Origin of the sequence: Croceivirga lutea (genome assembly GCF_014235875.1) — a bacterium.
Taxonomy (GTDB): domain Bacteria; phylum Bacteroidota; class Bacteroidia; order Flavobacteriales; family Flavobacteriaceae; genus Croceivirga; species Croceivirga lutea.
On sequence record NZ_JACJUK010000011.1, the window covers coordinates 13,784 to 26,657 of the forward strand.

A 12,874-nucleotide genomic window follows, 5' to 3' on the forward strand; every position below is an offset into this window, starting at 1 on the left:
ATAAAGTTTATTGGCCAGACTATTTAACAATTAAATACTTGTTTATAACAGAGCGTTTTCAATTTGGTTTCAAAGCTAATTGCCACTACTTTTGGCTGAATTATAAACAAACCCATGGCAGACATAAAACAACTTGAAGATTTAGTCGTGCAAGTACGACGAGACATACTACGTATGGTGCATAAAGTAAATTCTGGTCATCCAGGTGGTTCACTTGGTTGCACAGAATTTTTTGTAGCACTTTACAACGAAATAATGAACCTAAAAGATGGTTTTGATATGGACGGTATTGGAGAAGACCTTTTCTTCTTATCAAACGGACATATCTCACCAGTTTTCTACAGCGTTTTAGCACGTAAAGGCTACTTTCCTGTAGAAGAATTAAACACTTTTAGATTAATAGATTCTAGATTACAAGGTCACCCAACTACGCATGAAGGATTACCTGGTATACGTGTTGCTTCAGGTTCTTTGGGTCAAGGCATGTCTGTTGCAATTGGTGCCGCTGAAACTAAAAAATTAAATAAAGACACTAGTCTAGTGTATAGTTTGCATGGTGATGGAGAATTACAAGAAGGGCAAAACTGGGAAGCCATTATATATGCTGCTTCAAAAAAAGTTGACAACCTAATTTGCACCATTGACAGAAATGGTCAACAAATTGATGGACCAACCGAAGAAGTTATGGCACTTGGTGATGTTTCAGAAAAATTCAGCGTATTTGGTTGGGATGTTTTAGAAATTGAAGACGGTAACGACCTAAAACAAGTAATAGACGGTTTAAATGAAGCCAAAAACAGAACTGGAAAAGGTAAACCTGTTTGTATAGTAATGACTACCATGATGGGTAATGGTGTAGATTTTATGATGCATACCCATGCTTGGCATGGTAAAGCTCCTAATGATGAGCAATTAGCAACTGCCTTAGCGCAAAACCCAGAAACTTTAGGTGACTATTAAAAAGAAATTATCATGACAAAATATACAGACCAAGGAAAAAAAGACACCAGAAGTGGATACGGTGAAGGTATGACTGAGCTGGGAAGAACCAACCCAAACGTGGTTGCCTTATGTGCAGACCTTGTAGGTTCTTTAAAAATTCAAACATTTATAGATGAAAACCCAGAACGCTTCTTTCAAGTTGGAATAGCGGAAGCAAATATGATGGGTATTGCCGCTGGTATGACTATTGGTGGTAAAATACCATTTGCAAGTACGTTCGCCAATTTTGCAACAGGTAGGGTTTATGACCAAATAAGACAGTCGATAGCATATTCTGATAAAAACGTAAAAATTTGTGCCTCACACGCAGGTATAACTTTAGGTGAAGATGGTGCTACGCATCAAATTTTGGAAGATATCGGTTTAATGAAAATGTTACCTGGTATGACGGTGATAAATCCTTGTGATTTTAACCAAACCAAGGCAGCTACTTTAGCTATTGCTGAGCACCACGGCCCAGTGTATCTAAGATTTGGTAGACCTAAAGTTGCCAACTTTACTCCAGTTAATCAAAAATTTGAGATAGGTAAAGCACTACTGTTAACAGAAGGTTCTGATGTAACTATCATTGCAACAGGCCATTTAGTGTGGCAAGCGCTTTTAGCTGCCGAAAATTTAGAGAATCAAGGTGTTTCTTGCGAGGTCATAAATATTCACACCATTAAGCCTTTAGATAAAAAAGCTATTATCGACTCTGTTCAAAAAACGGGTTGTGTAGTTTCTGCTGAAGAACATAATTATTTAGGCGGTTTAGGAGAAAGTGTAGCCAGAACTTTAGCCGAACATAACCCCGCGCCACAAGAGTTTATAGCTACAAAAGACACCTTTGGTGAAAGTGGAACACCAGACCAATTAATGGATAAATATGGGCTAAATGCAAAAGCTATAGAAGCTGCTGTTCACAAGGTTATTAAAAGAAAATAAACTTTGGTATCGTCTTTGATAGCTATTTTGACCGTACATAACTTTAAACAAAGCAAAGTCATGAAAAAAACAATTTTAGTAGTTGTTGCGCTTTTTACAGGTGCAATGGCATTAGCACAGTCTGGGTCAGGATTTGGTATCAAAACCGGTATTAATTACAACGGTAATGGCGATTATTTTGATTCTGCCGCACAAGCTTTTGAAAATCCTGATAGAAACGCAGGTTTCCATGTTGGTTTTTGGGGTAAAATTGGTAATCGCATTTATTTTAGACCAGAGTTGGTGTATACCAGTACATCATCTGGTTATGATGAAGGTGATTTAAAAATTAAAAAACTAGATGTTCCCGCTTTAGTAGGAGTAAAGGTTATTGGTCCGTTACATGTATTTGCTGGCCCATCTTTTCAGTATTTATTGGATACTGAATTTGAAAGTGATGGAATTACTTTTGATGAAGTAGAAAATGATTTTACCGTAGGTATGAATTTAGGAGCAGGCGTTAATCTTGGTAAATTTGGTATTGACCTTAGATATGAAAGAGGTTTTAGTGAAAACGAAGTTAATTTTATTAACGCTAACCTAACTAATTTAAATGGTGACCGAGTAGATACTCGTCCAGACCAATTAATTCTAAGTCTTTCTTTAAAGATTTAATCACAATCACACCAAAGTGCAACGCATTAAAAAGCCCAAATGAAAATTCATTTGGGCTTTTCTTATTTGTTTAAATAGCAAATCCTTTAATCATCAGTATCATCATCACAATCTTCTTTTTGTACATCTGCATCTAAATAATCTGGTGTGCCATCATTATTGGTATCAGGATAAGGCAATACAATATCGCAATTGGCATCTGAAATTTCTGTTTTTGTAAGTACGCCATCATCGTCGTCATCGATATCAACATAGTCAGGAAACCTAAATGTAGATCCAGAATTCTCTTCACTGGTTAAATCTGTATTATCATCAAATAAATACCCATTGCCATTAAGGTCTTCTTCTATAGAAGGTACTCCGTCTTGGTCGTGGTCTGCAACATTCATCGCAAACATATCATAGGTGAAAATCAATGGACTGTATTGTGGAATCGCTCCTGAAACGTTATTGAAGTTTCCTAAACCTGAAGGAAATATTACCAAACCTATTCCGTAGCCATCAACTGAAAATGTTCCATCATTGTTATTTATTACTTCCCCACCAGATGCTATTTTAGAAGCCCCTAGTCCAAAACCTCTAAAACTTTTTCCTCCGAAGCTTGATTGCGGTTGTTGTAATGTAACTAAGTCAAACCAAGTAGGGGTAAAATCAGTTCCATCAAAAGAAGTTCTATTTAATAATTGACCGCGATACCTGACATAGACTGAATCTGCAACAGAAGGTGTAGCGCCAACACCTTCTCTTAAAACCATGTAATAGTATTTATGCGGAACATCATTTTCTTCTTCGCTTAGAAGAAACTCATTTGACGATACATTCACAGTTTCTACCTTAAGCGAATCCATGGTTAAAAAGTCCATAAAAGACATTTTATCCGCATTAGCTTCGGTAATGGTATCAATAACAATTTTAAAATCGAAACCCGCTGGTGTTTGTTCAAATTCTTCGTAGTTAAACGTATGTGAACCTAAAAACGCTAAAATTTCCTCATCATTTTCTTCAGCAACTTCTGATAAGAGTCTTGGAGGTACGGCATCATCATTATCATCATCATTATTACAACCTAATAAGGCAATGGTAGTAACAAACAACAGCAGTCTTTTAATCATCCTTCTTCTTTTTGAAGGGCGCAAGATACGATTTTCCCTTATTTTTGAAACGAAGTTAACAGCTAGTTTATATGCGGATAGATAAGTTTTTGTGGGCAGTTAGATATTACAAAACGCGAAACATGGCAACCAATGCATGTAAAAACGGTCATGTAAGGGTAAATGAAGCTGTTGTTAAACCTTCTAGAGAGGTTTTTCCGGGTGATAAAATACAACTGCGAAAGAATCAAATTAACTATCAATTAAACGTAATTAACATACCTGATTCTAGAGTTGGTGCTAAACTAACTAATCTTTACAGAGAAGATATCACTCCCGAGTCTGCCTTTGAACATAATGAGTTACAGAAATACAGTAAAGAATATTATCGCAAAAAAGGTATGGGAAGACCAACAAAGAAAGACCGCAGAGATATAGATGAGTATTTAGACGAATCAGAATAAGTTATATTTAGTTTTTATTCTTACGAAGAGGTTATTAAAATTTACACGAATCGTTATTGCCACAAAAATTGAGTTAGGTTTAAAAAGAAATAAGCATCTTTAATTGAAAACAAATAAATTTGAACCGCTAACTGTAGTAGTATGCCAGATAAGATTTTAGAACATCAAGAGATTCAGTATAAAATTCGCCGTATTGCCTATCAGATTTATGAAGCCAATGTGGATGAAAAAGAAATTATTATAGCTGGTATTGAGGGCGGCGGTTTAAATTTTGCAAAAAAAATAGTTCAGGTGTTAAAGAAAATTACCGAAGCTGAAATTGTTTTATGCAAAATGGAAATAGATAAAAAGCAGCCGTTGGCCAATCCAATAAAAACTTCAATCAAAGAGGAAGATTACAAAAATAAGTCTATTGTATTGGTAGATGATGTTTTAAATTCTGGAACCACGCTTATTTATGGGGTACACCATTTTTTAAAGACACCTTTGAAACAACTTAAAACTGCGGTTTTGGTAAATAGAAACCATAAAAAATATCCTGTAAAGGCTGACTATAAAGGTATTTCATTATCTACCTCATTGAACGAACATGTAACGGTAGATTTAGATAGTAAAGCTTCATCAGTCTACTTGTCGTAATAAGTTTTCTAGTTCTAGTACTACCTCCTCTACTGTTTTATAATTGCAGTTAATGGTGTATTGCGCCTGATTATAAAACGGACTTCGTTCAAAAAGATGCTTACCAATAAACTCTGGTAATTCTGCATCGCTAATGTTTTGTATAAGTGGTCTATGTGCTTTTTGTGAACGCAATCTTTTTACCAATTCTGGTATAGATAACTTTAGATAAATGGTAATTACCTTAGAAGCATTTAAAAAATCCATATTATTAGCGTAACAAGGTGTACCGCCGCCTAGGGCTAAAACACCTTCACTATTATTTTCAACAAAATCTCGTAAGACTTTACTTTCTAATTTTCTAAAATGTATGGTTCCATGAGTTTTAAACAGTTCTGAAATAGTTGTATTAGATTCATTTTCAATACGTTCATCTAAATCAGTAAAAGTGGTGTCTAATTTTTGAGCAAACACCCTACCAACGGTAGACTTTCCACTACCCATATAACCTATCAATACTATCATCATGCTGTAAAAATGGAACTTTTTAATATTAAGACAAAATATTATTGTTTTGGACTTGTGAAATTAATAATTGGTCTTATATTTGCACCCGCTAAAGAGGAAAAAACCTCAATAGTGTTGAAATTATGACCTGATAGCTCAGTTGGTAGAGCATCTCCCTTTTAAGGAGAGGGTCCTGGGTTCGAGCCCCAGTCAGGTCACAAAAAAGTTAAGTCTCTCGGACTTAACTTTTTTTGTTTAGATTAGTTTTATGCCCACGTGGTGGAATTGGTAGACACGCTACCTTGAGGGGGTAGTGGGAGCAATCCCGTGGAAGTTCGAATCTTCTCGTGGGCACAAATTCAATAAGCAATTTTTAGGTTATTCTTTCGGCAAAGAACTGTTCTTCATTTCTAATCTTTAAAACCTAAGAGTTAACGTCTATTTTTAATTTTCAACATTTTAGCTCTAAATTTTGTTATTAAAATTTAACGCTACGTTTGGAGAACTTACGTGTTAAAAGACTAAATTTGTTTAACTATTTTTTCCAAAGTATGAACAATGTAAAGAAAGATTTTAGTATTAGAGACTTGGAAAATCTCTCAGGCATTAAGGCACACACTATCCGTATTTGGGAAAAGCGTTATAATCTGTTAGAACCAGAACGTACCTCAACAAACATTAGAACTTATAGTTTAAAAAGTTTACAAAAGCTTTTAAACATTACGCTTCTCTACAACACAGGCTACAAAATCTCAAAGATTGCTAAAATACCAGAAACCGAAATCCCGGTTATGGTTAGAGAAATTGTTGCACAAAATAGCGAGAAAAGTCATGCCATTAATGCTTTTAAGTTGGCAATGGTAAACTTTGATCAAAATCTGTTTTTTAGTACGTATAATAGTTTGCTCTCTGAACGCTCTTTTAGAGAAATATTTTATGAGGTTTTTATACCTTTAATGACAGAGTTAGGTTTACTATGGCAAACCGATACCATAAGTCCGTCTCATGAACATTTTATTACCCATTTGATAAAGCAAAAAATCTTTATCAATACCGAAAAACTCCAAGTACTTGAGCCAACTAATACTGAAAAAGTATTTGTGCTTTATTTACCGGAAAATGAAATTCATGAATTGGGTTTATTGTATTTGAATTATGAGATTGTACTTAAGGGGTATAAAACCATATTTCTTGGACAGTCAATGCCGATATCAAATCTCATAGACCTTAAAAAATATTACGACAATCTCTTTTTTATATCTTATTTCACTGTTTCACCAACTAAAGACAACTTAAAGGATTACATCGAAGAATTTAGTACCACATTAGTTGATAGTGAAAGTAATGTTAACCTTTGGATTTTAGGCCGAATGGTTCAACATTTAGAAGACATTAACTTGCCTGAACATATAAAAACGTTCAATTCAATAGAACAATTAACCAGCGGAATCTAATTATGAAAAAAGTTGCTGTTATTGGTTCAGGTTTTTCATCGCTATCATCTGCTTGTTATTTAGCAAAAATGGGTTTTGAAACCCATGTTTTTGAAAAAAATAGCACTGTTGGCGGACGTGCAAGACAGCTCAAGAAAGAGGGTTTTACATTTGATATGGGACCAAGCTGGTATTGGATGCCAGACATTTTTGAAAAGTTTTTCAACGATTTTGAAAAAAAAACTTCTGACTATTACCAATTAGACAAACTAGACCCAGCATACAAAATATTTTTTGAAGATGAGACTATGACCATAGGCGATAGTCTAGAAAAAATAAGTGCGGAATTTGAACGCATTGAAGCTGGCAGTTCTGTTCACTTGAAACGCTTTATTGAAAAAGCAGCAGACAACTACGACATAGCTATTAATAAAATTGTTTTAAAACCAGGTCTTTCACCGTTTGAACTGGTTACCAAAGACACTATTTTACGAGTAGGTCAATTCTTTAAAACAATAAGTTCTGACGTAAGAGAAAAATTTTCAAATCCAAAATTAATTTCAGCCTTAGAATTTCCGGTTCTTTTTTTAGGTGCTAAACCAAGTAATACGCCGTCTTTCTACAGTTTTATGAATTACGCAGATTTTGGCTTAGGAACTTGGCATCCTAAAGGCGGCATGTACCAAATTGTAGAAGCAATGAAAGCTCTTGGCCAAGAACTTGGGGTTATTTTTAATACCAATTCTCCTGTAAATAAGATTAACGTAACCAACGGAAAAGTTTCAGGAATTCGAGTGAATAATCAAGATATTTCTTTTGATATTGTTATTAGTGGTGCTGATTACCATCATTCAGAAACACTTCTTAATCAAGAATTCAGGCAGTTTTCAGAAAAATATTGGGAGAAGAAAACATACGCACCAAGTTCACTTTTGTTTTATGTAGGTTTTAATAAAAAGCTAACCAACATAGAACACCATAATTTATTTTTCGATACTGACTTCACCAAACACTCGCAAGAAATTTATGATGAGCCAGCTTGGCCAGAAAAACCACTATTTTATGCGAACTTTCCTTCGAATACAGATGAAGGTATGGCTCCAGAAAATTGTGAAGCTGGGTTCTTCTTAATTCCAATTGCGCCAGGTTTAGAAGACACGCAAGAACTAAGAAATCAGTATTTTGATATAATTATTAGTAGATTAGAACAACGAACTAATCAAAAAGTTAAAGAAAATATACTGTTTACAGAAAGCTTTTGTGTAAACGATTTTATTGAACAATACAATTCTTATAAAGGCAATGCTTATGGCATGGCCAACACCTTGTCTCAAACTGCATTTTTAAGACCAGGATTAAAAAGCAAAAAAGTAAAAGACCTCTATTTTACGGGGCAGTTGACCGTTCCAGGGCCTGGTGTACCGCCAGCCCTAATATCTGGTAAACTGGTTGCTGATTTGATTAAAAAGAAATACGTTACGCTATGAAACAATTATTTGACCAAGTTTCGAATGCGTGCAGTAAACTTGTTACAGAGTCTTACAGCACCTCCTTTTCTATGGCCACCAAAATGTTGGGTACAACTATTAGACAAGATATCTATAACATTTACGGCTTTGTACGTTTTGCTGATGAAATTGTAGACACTTTTCATGAGTATGACAAGAAGGTCTTGTTTAACAACTTTGAAAACGATTTAAATCTTGCAATAGAACAAAAAATAAGTCTTAATCCTATTCTTAATTCTTTTCAATATACCTTTAATAAATACAACATCCCCTATCATTTAGTTGCGTCTTTTATGAAAAGTATGCGAATGGATTTATCTAAAAAAGAATACCATACTGATGCTGAATACAAAGAGTATATCTATGGTTCAGCAGATGTTGTTGGCTTAATGTGCTTGTGTGTATTTGTAAATGGAGATAAACAGCAATATGAAGATTTAAAAGAATCGGCAATGGCATTGGGTTCCGCTTTTCAAAAAGTGAATTTTCTAAGAGATTTAAAAGCCGATTATGAGTTCTTGGAACGCTCTTATTTTCCTAATACCAACTTGTTAGAATTAGATGAAGAGTCTAAAAAACGAATAGTTGGAGAAATTGAAGCCGATTTTGCTAAAGGATTTATGGGTATTGAAAAACTCCCTTCAGACGCAAAATTTGGAGTGTATACCGCATTCAAATACTACAAACGTTTATTAGCTAAATTGCAAAATACGCCACCTCTTGAAATAAAAAATAAAAGAATAAGAGTACCGAACTACGAAAAATTCGGACTTTTGGCTAAATCTTACGTCAACTATAAATTACAATTAGTATAGAATGAAAATTGCCCTTTGGATACTTATCTTTTTAGGAACGTTTAGTTTTATGGAATTCATGGCATGGTTTACTCATAAATATATAATGCATGGTTTTTTATGGGTATTGCACAAAGACCATCATAAAAAAGACCATGATTCATGGTTTGAAAGAAATGATGCATTCTTTATTTTTTACGCAGTAGTGAGCATGTCTTTAATTATGTTAGGAGCAGAAACCAGCTTTTGGTATGGCTGGCCTCTTGGGTTTGGAATTTTAGCCTATGGTATTGCATATTTTACGGTACATGATATATTTATTCATCAGCGTTTTAAAATATTTAGAAACGCTAATAATAGATATGCAAAAGGAATTCGTAGAGCACACAAAATGCATCACAAACACATTGGTAAAGAAGATGGTGAATGTTTTGGAATGTTAATTGTGCCATTTAAATACTTTAAAAAATGAATTTAAATAGAGCCATTGTTATTGGCTCTGGAATTGCCGGATTAGCCACTGCCATTCGACTTAGAAAAAAAGGATATGAGACTTTAGTTTTTGAAGCAAACAGTTATCCTGGCGGTAAATTACATGCAAAGATTTCTAATGGTTACCGTTTTGATATGGGCCCCTCTTTGTTTACTATGCCACATTTAGTCGATGAACTTTTTGAACTACATGGTAAAAACCCTAGGTCTTATTTTAACTACAAACAAAAACAAAATATTTGTAATTACTTCTGGGAAGACGGTACCGTTTTCTCAATGGCTTCTAACAGTTCACAATTTATAAAAGAGGCAAGCGCTAAATTTAATGAACCAAGCAACCATCTTGAAAGTTATATAGATAACAATTGTCTTAAGTATGAAGCAACAAGCACCTTATTTCTTGAAAAATCTTTACATAAACTAAGTTCATACTTATCAAAAGATACACTAGCTGCCATAGTTAAAATTGGAAAGCTTGGCCTGTTTAATACCTTAAATTCTACCAATGCTAAAGCATTTAACAATCATAAACTAGTACAACTATTTAATAGATATGCTACTTATAACGGGTCATCACCGTATAAAACCCCAGGAATAATGTCTTTAATACCACATTTAGAGATGGAATTAGGCACCTATTTTCCAAATGGCGGTATGCACGCCATTACAAAAAGTTTGGTAGCCTTAGCAAAAGAACTAGGTGTAGAATTTCATTTTTCTACCAAAGTCGAAGAAATAATTATAGAAAACGGTAGTGCTACGGGAATTAAAACTTTGGATAAGGAATATAAAGCAGCTATTGTTGTTTCGAATATGGATGTTTTTCCAACCTATAAAAAATTATTAAAAAAAGAAAAACAGCCAAACAAAGTTCTGAAACAAGAACGTTCTAGTTCCGCACTTATATTTTATTGGGGAATTAAGAAAACCTTCAAAGAGCTTGACCTTCATAATATTTTTTTTACGGAAGATTACGAACAGGAATTTGAGCATATTTTTTCAAAAAAAACTCTTTTCAAAGACCCAACAGTATACGTAAACATAAGCTCAAAAGAAGAAACACTAGATGCCCCTAATAATTGTGAAAATTGGTTTGTAATGATTAATGCTCCGGGAGACTACGGTCAAAATTGGGATGAACTTATCCAATTCGCTAGAAAAGTAATAGTATCAAAACTAACACGAATTCTAAAAACCGATATTGAAAGTTTAATTGAGACCGAACTACTATTACATCCTGCCGAAATTGAACGTAGAACCAGCTCTTATCGCGGAGCATTGTATGGTGCTGCAAGTAATTCACAATTTGCGGCCTTCCTAAGACATCCTAATTTTAGTAGAAATATTAAATCACTTTACTTTTGTGGAGGTTCTGTTCATCCTGGTGGTGGAATACCACTTTGTTTATTATCCGCCAAAATTGTAACTGACCTAATTCCCCATGCAAAAAAATAGTTCAATCAGAGTAAACCAATTCGCTATTTTTCTACTTTGGCTATTTCATATTAGTGCCATTATAGGTATTTCAATAGGTTATGAAGATTGGTTTGTGAGTAAGACCCCTTTAAACCTTTTAGTTTCTGCACTATTATTTGTTTTTATATATCCTATTAATAACCTTAAGAAAATAGGTTTACTTGTCACTTTTTTTGTTATTGGAATGTTTGTTGAATGGCTAGGGGTAAATTACAGCCTACTTTTTGGGACTTATTCCTATGGAAATAATTTAGGAATTAAAGTTGATGGTGTTCCTTTATTTATAGGAATGTATTGGGCATTACTAACTTTTGTTACTGCAGAAATAGCGCTATTGTTAACCAAAAACGCATGGTTAAAAATACTTACCGCATCTTTATTAATGGTTGTTTTAGATGTGTTTATGGAACAGCTTGCCCCTAGATTTGATTTTTGGTCTTTTGGTGAAATAGTACCACTGTCTAATTATATAACTTGGTTTGCGGTTGCTCTTTTGCTACAAACTATAGTATACTATTCTAAAGTTACAGGCAATAGAACAATAGCTATTCATTTGTATTTGGTTCAACTTTTATTCTTTATATATTTCACTATTTTCTTTAGTTAAAATTTAAAGGAATAGCATCGTTCTTGAAGTTTCCAAAACGGTGATATGGTTGAAAGCGAGCGAAAAGTTCTTCGCTATACCATTTTAAATCTCTAGTTTTTTTTATTGCAGTTATGTGACCATTAGCTCTGTATGCAAAATCTTCTAAGGCGCTTTTATTTTTCCAAATACTAAAAGTAGCCATTTGTTTAAACGGCATCTCCCCCACTCCTTTGGTATATAATAAGCCCTTGTTGTCACTTAAGCTATGTTGTGATTTTGGAACAAATTTCCAAAACTTCAGTAATAATCTTGTTTTAATAGTTGCTCTTGTAATAACAGCTAGATATTCGTTGCTTTTATCAACATTATAATGCTTTTTAAAAGGATTATTTCCATTCCACTCCCCTTTACTTACCATATTTTTCATGAATAGAACTAAATGCTCATTTGTGTTGTTTACATAGCGTTGAAATAAAGAGGATTCTTCAAAAAATAACTTAGCCGCTTGCTCATTATTCCACACTTGAAGAACTGCGTAAGTTCCCCAATCTGGTAAAGGATTAAATCCTGTTTTACCGGTTCCTAAGAGTTTATAAAACTCTAAGCCTTTTTGGTTACGCATTGGGCCATGAGCAAATTGCATCATAAAAAATGCCCATATCTTTTGCCAAATAGTGGAAAAAGTAAAAATACTTATTGTGGTAATTTGTTGAGTCATTATTCCAACAAGCTATCTAAAAGCTGGCGCGTTTTTTTTGTATTCCAATCTGAGACTCCTTCTTCTGCTACTACAATTTTACCTGTTTTACTAATTACGTAAGAAGCTGGAGGCTCTTTAATATCTAGAGGTGCTTTATCGCCTACTATCAGATAGGTTATTGGCATTGTAATATGTACCTTCTCTTTAAATTCTAGAACTGGTTCACGCTCTTCATTAGTTATTGCATAAAAATCAACCTTGCCTTTATAATCGTCATATAATTTCTGTAATGTGCGTATTTCAGCTTCACAAGCCGGCAATTTCCAACTAGCCCAAAATACTACAACTGCAACCCTGCCTTTAGATTTTTCAAAACTGAAAAAATCCCACGATTCATCTTTTAAACGCCAATTGTAATTTGGTAATTCTTTCTGTTCCGCTTCTGGAATAGCTTCTGGGGAAACCGCAAATATTTGATTTAAAGCAAGCTTTCCGAAATAACCTAAAGGGGTAACAAAGAAGGCTAAAACTATTAGAATAGTTAAAAGGTTTAGGGTAGTTTTTTTAGTCAATTTCATGCATAAAAAGTTTTAACCAATTAAAAAACTCCTGAGCAAATCAG

General features: G+C 34.0%; 15 protein-coding genes and 2 tRNA genes. 13 read left to right on the forward strand and 4 right to left on the reverse strand.

The genetic code is table 11. The features are described 5' to 3' along the window. Positions 1-114: 114 nt before the first annotated feature. Genes H5V42_RS14555 through H5V42_RS14565 form a run of 3 tightly spaced genes read left to right on the forward strand, consistent with a single transcriptional unit; the run spans position 115 to position 2,580 of the window. Positions 115-960 (forward strand): transketolase, encoded by an 846-nt coding sequence (locus tag H5V42_RS14555; RefSeq protein ID WP_185783910.1) that lies wholly within the window; start codon positions 115-117, stop codon positions 958-960. 12 nt (positions 961-972) lie between these two features. Further along, on the forward strand, positions 973-1,926 hold the full coding sequence (locus H5V42_RS14560) for a transketolase family protein (RefSeq protein WP_185783911.1): 954 nt from the start codon (positions 973-975) through the stop codon (positions 1,924-1,926). Between the two features lie 60 nt (positions 1,927-1,986). Beyond that, positions 1,987-2,580: an outer membrane beta-barrel protein gene (locus H5V42_RS14565; protein ID WP_185783912.1), complete on the forward strand. Its 594-nt coding sequence runs from the start codon at positions 1,987-1,989 to the stop codon at positions 2,578-2,580. A gap of 86 nt (positions 2,581-2,666) precedes the next feature. On the opposite strand, the gene H5V42_RS14570 is transcribed toward H5V42_RS14565, so the two are convergent. Further along, entirely contained in the window at positions 2,667-3,692 is a 1,026-nt protein-coding gene (locus H5V42_RS14570) for an FKBP-type peptidyl-prolyl cis-trans isomerase (protein ID WP_185783913.1), read from the reverse strand. A gap of 71 nt (positions 3,693-3,763) precedes the next feature. On the opposite strand from H5V42_RS14570, the gene H5V42_RS14575 reads away from it, so the two are divergent. Continuing rightward, positions 3,764-4,135 (forward strand): RNA-binding S4 domain-containing protein, encoded by a 372-nt coding sequence (locus tag H5V42_RS14575; RefSeq protein WP_185783914.1) that lies wholly within the window; start codon positions 3,764-3,766, stop codon positions 4,133-4,135. Between the two features lie 141 nt (positions 4,136-4,276). After that, positions 4,277-4,774, forward strand: coding sequence for a phosphoribosyltransferase family protein (locus H5V42_RS14580; RefSeq protein ID WP_185783915.1), 498 nt, complete (start codon positions 4,277-4,279; stop codon positions 4,772-4,774). On the opposite strand, the gene H5V42_RS14585 is transcribed toward H5V42_RS14580, so the two are convergent. Further along, complete coding sequence (locus H5V42_RS14585; protein WP_185783916.1) at positions 4,757-5,281, reverse strand: shikimate kinase; 525 nt, start codon at positions 5,279-5,281, stop codon at positions 4,757-4,759. The two genes, H5V42_RS14580 and H5V42_RS14585, sit on opposite strands and share 18 nt — an antisense overlap. 124 nt (positions 5,282-5,405) lie before the next feature. Between H5V42_RS14585 and H5V42_RS14590 the strand changes: the two genes are divergently transcribed. From H5V42_RS14590 to H5V42_RS14625, 8 genes are all read left to right on the forward strand, one after another. Continuing rightward, a tRNA-Lys gene (locus tag H5V42_RS14590) sits at positions 5,406-5,478 on the forward strand. A 52-nt stretch (positions 5,479-5,530) separates the two neighbouring features. Further along, positions 5,531-5,614, forward strand: a tRNA-Leu gene (locus H5V42_RS14595). Positions 5,615-5,811: 197 nt separating this feature from the next. Continuing rightward, a complete protein-coding gene (locus H5V42_RS14600) occupies positions 5,812-6,714 on the forward strand; it encodes a MerR family transcriptional regulator (RefSeq protein WP_185783917.1) in 903 nt (300 codons plus the stop codon). Positions 6,715-6,716: 2 nt separating this feature from the next. Then, entirely contained in the window at positions 6,717-8,180 is a 1,464-nt protein-coding gene (locus tag H5V42_RS14605; protein ID WP_185783918.1) for a phytoene desaturase family protein, read from the forward strand. Continuing rightward, positions 8,177-9,016: a phytoene/squalene synthase family protein gene (locus H5V42_RS14610; RefSeq protein WP_185783919.1), complete on the forward strand. Its 840-nt coding sequence runs from the start codon at positions 8,177-8,179 to the stop codon at positions 9,014-9,016. The genes H5V42_RS14605 and H5V42_RS14610 overlap by 4 nt, the downstream gene beginning before the upstream one ends. A 1-nt stretch (position 9,017) precedes the next feature. Continuing rightward, on the forward strand, positions 9,018-9,467 hold the full coding sequence (locus H5V42_RS14615; RefSeq protein WP_185783920.1) for a sterol desaturase family protein: 450 nt from the start codon (positions 9,018-9,020) through the stop codon (positions 9,465-9,467). Continuing rightward, a complete protein-coding gene (crtD, locus tag H5V42_RS14620; protein WP_185783921.1) occupies positions 9,464-10,942 on the forward strand; it encodes a 1-hydroxycarotenoid 3,4-desaturase CrtD in 1,479 nt (492 codons plus the stop codon). The genes H5V42_RS14615 and crtD overlap by 4 nt, the downstream gene beginning before the upstream one ends. Continuing rightward, complete coding sequence (locus H5V42_RS14625) at positions 10,929-11,570, forward strand: carotenoid biosynthesis protein (RefSeq protein WP_185783922.1); 642 nt, start codon at positions 10,929-10,931, stop codon at positions 11,568-11,570. The genes crtD and H5V42_RS14625 overlap by 14 nt, the downstream gene beginning before the upstream one ends. Here the strand turns inward: H5V42_RS14625 and H5V42_RS14630 are convergent. Next, on the reverse strand, positions 11,563-12,270 hold the full coding sequence (locus H5V42_RS14630; RefSeq protein WP_185783923.1) for a DUF3291 domain-containing protein: 708 nt from the start codon (positions 12,268-12,270) through the stop codon (positions 11,563-11,565). The genes H5V42_RS14625 and H5V42_RS14630 overlap by 8 nt on opposite strands. Continuing rightward, positions 12,270-12,830 carry a TlpA family protein disulfide reductase gene (locus H5V42_RS14635; RefSeq protein WP_185783924.1) on the reverse strand — a complete coding sequence of 187 codons (561 nt, stop codon included), beginning with the start codon at positions 12,828-12,830 and terminating at the stop codon, positions 12,270-12,272. Before H5V42_RS14635 ends, H5V42_RS14630 begins: the two co-directional genes overlap by 1 nt. Positions 12,831-12,874 lie beyond the last annotated feature (44 nt).

Bases quoted from the DNA above. Each gene is read 5' to 3' on its own strand.
- crtD (WP_185783921.1), top strand. From the start codon at position 9,464: ATGAATTTAAATAGAGCCATTGTTATTGGCTCTGGAATTGCCGGATTA.
- H5V42_RS14625 (WP_185783922.1), top strand. From the start codon at position 10,929: ATGCAAAAAAATAGTTCAATCAGAGTAAACCAATTCGCTATTTTTCTA.
- H5V42_RS14605 (WP_185783918.1), top strand. From the start codon at position 6,717: ATGAAAAAAGTTGCTGTTATTGGTTCAGGTTTTTCATCGCTATCATCT.
- H5V42_RS14575 (WP_185783914.1), top strand. From the start codon at position 3,764: ATGCGGATAGATAAGTTTTTGTGGGCAGTTAGATATTACAAAACGCGA.
- H5V42_RS14615 (WP_185783920.1), top strand. From the start codon at position 9,018: ATGAAAATTGCCCTTTGGATACTTATCTTTTTAGGAACGTTTAGTTTT.
- H5V42_RS14635 (WP_185783924.1), bottom strand. From the start codon at position 12,830: ATGAAATTGACTAAAAAAACTACCCTAAACCTTTTAACTATTCTAATA.
- H5V42_RS14565 (WP_185783912.1), top strand. From the start codon at position 1,987: ATGAAAAAAACAATTTTAGTAGTTGTTGCGCTTTTTACAGGTGCAATG.
- H5V42_RS14630 (WP_185783923.1), bottom strand. From the start codon at position 12,270: ATGACTCAACAAATTACCACAATAAGTATTTTTACTTTTTCCACTATT.
- H5V42_RS14580 (WP_185783915.1), top strand. From the start codon at position 4,277: ATGCCAGATAAGATTTTAGAACATCAAGAGATTCAGTATAAAATTCGC.
- H5V42_RS14585 (WP_185783916.1), bottom strand. From the start codon at position 5,281: ATGATGATAGTATTGATAGGTTATATGGGTAGTGGAAAGTCTACCGTT.
- H5V42_RS14570 (WP_185783913.1), bottom strand. From the start codon at position 3,692: ATGATTAAAAGACTGCTGTTGTTTGTTACTACCATTGCCTTATTAGGT.
- H5V42_RS14555 (WP_185783910.1), top strand. From the start codon at position 115: ATGGCAGACATAAAACAACTTGAAGATTTAGTCGTGCAAGTACGACGA.
- H5V42_RS14600 (WP_185783917.1), top strand. From the start codon at position 5,812: ATGAACAATGTAAAGAAAGATTTTAGTATTAGAGACTTGGAAAATCTC.
- H5V42_RS14610 (WP_185783919.1), top strand. From the start codon at position 8,177: ATGAAACAATTATTTGACCAAGTTTCGAATGCGTGCAGTAAACTTGTT.
- H5V42_RS14560 (WP_185783911.1), top strand. From the start codon at position 973: ATGACAAAATATACAGACCAAGGAAAAAAAGACACCAGAAGTGGATAC.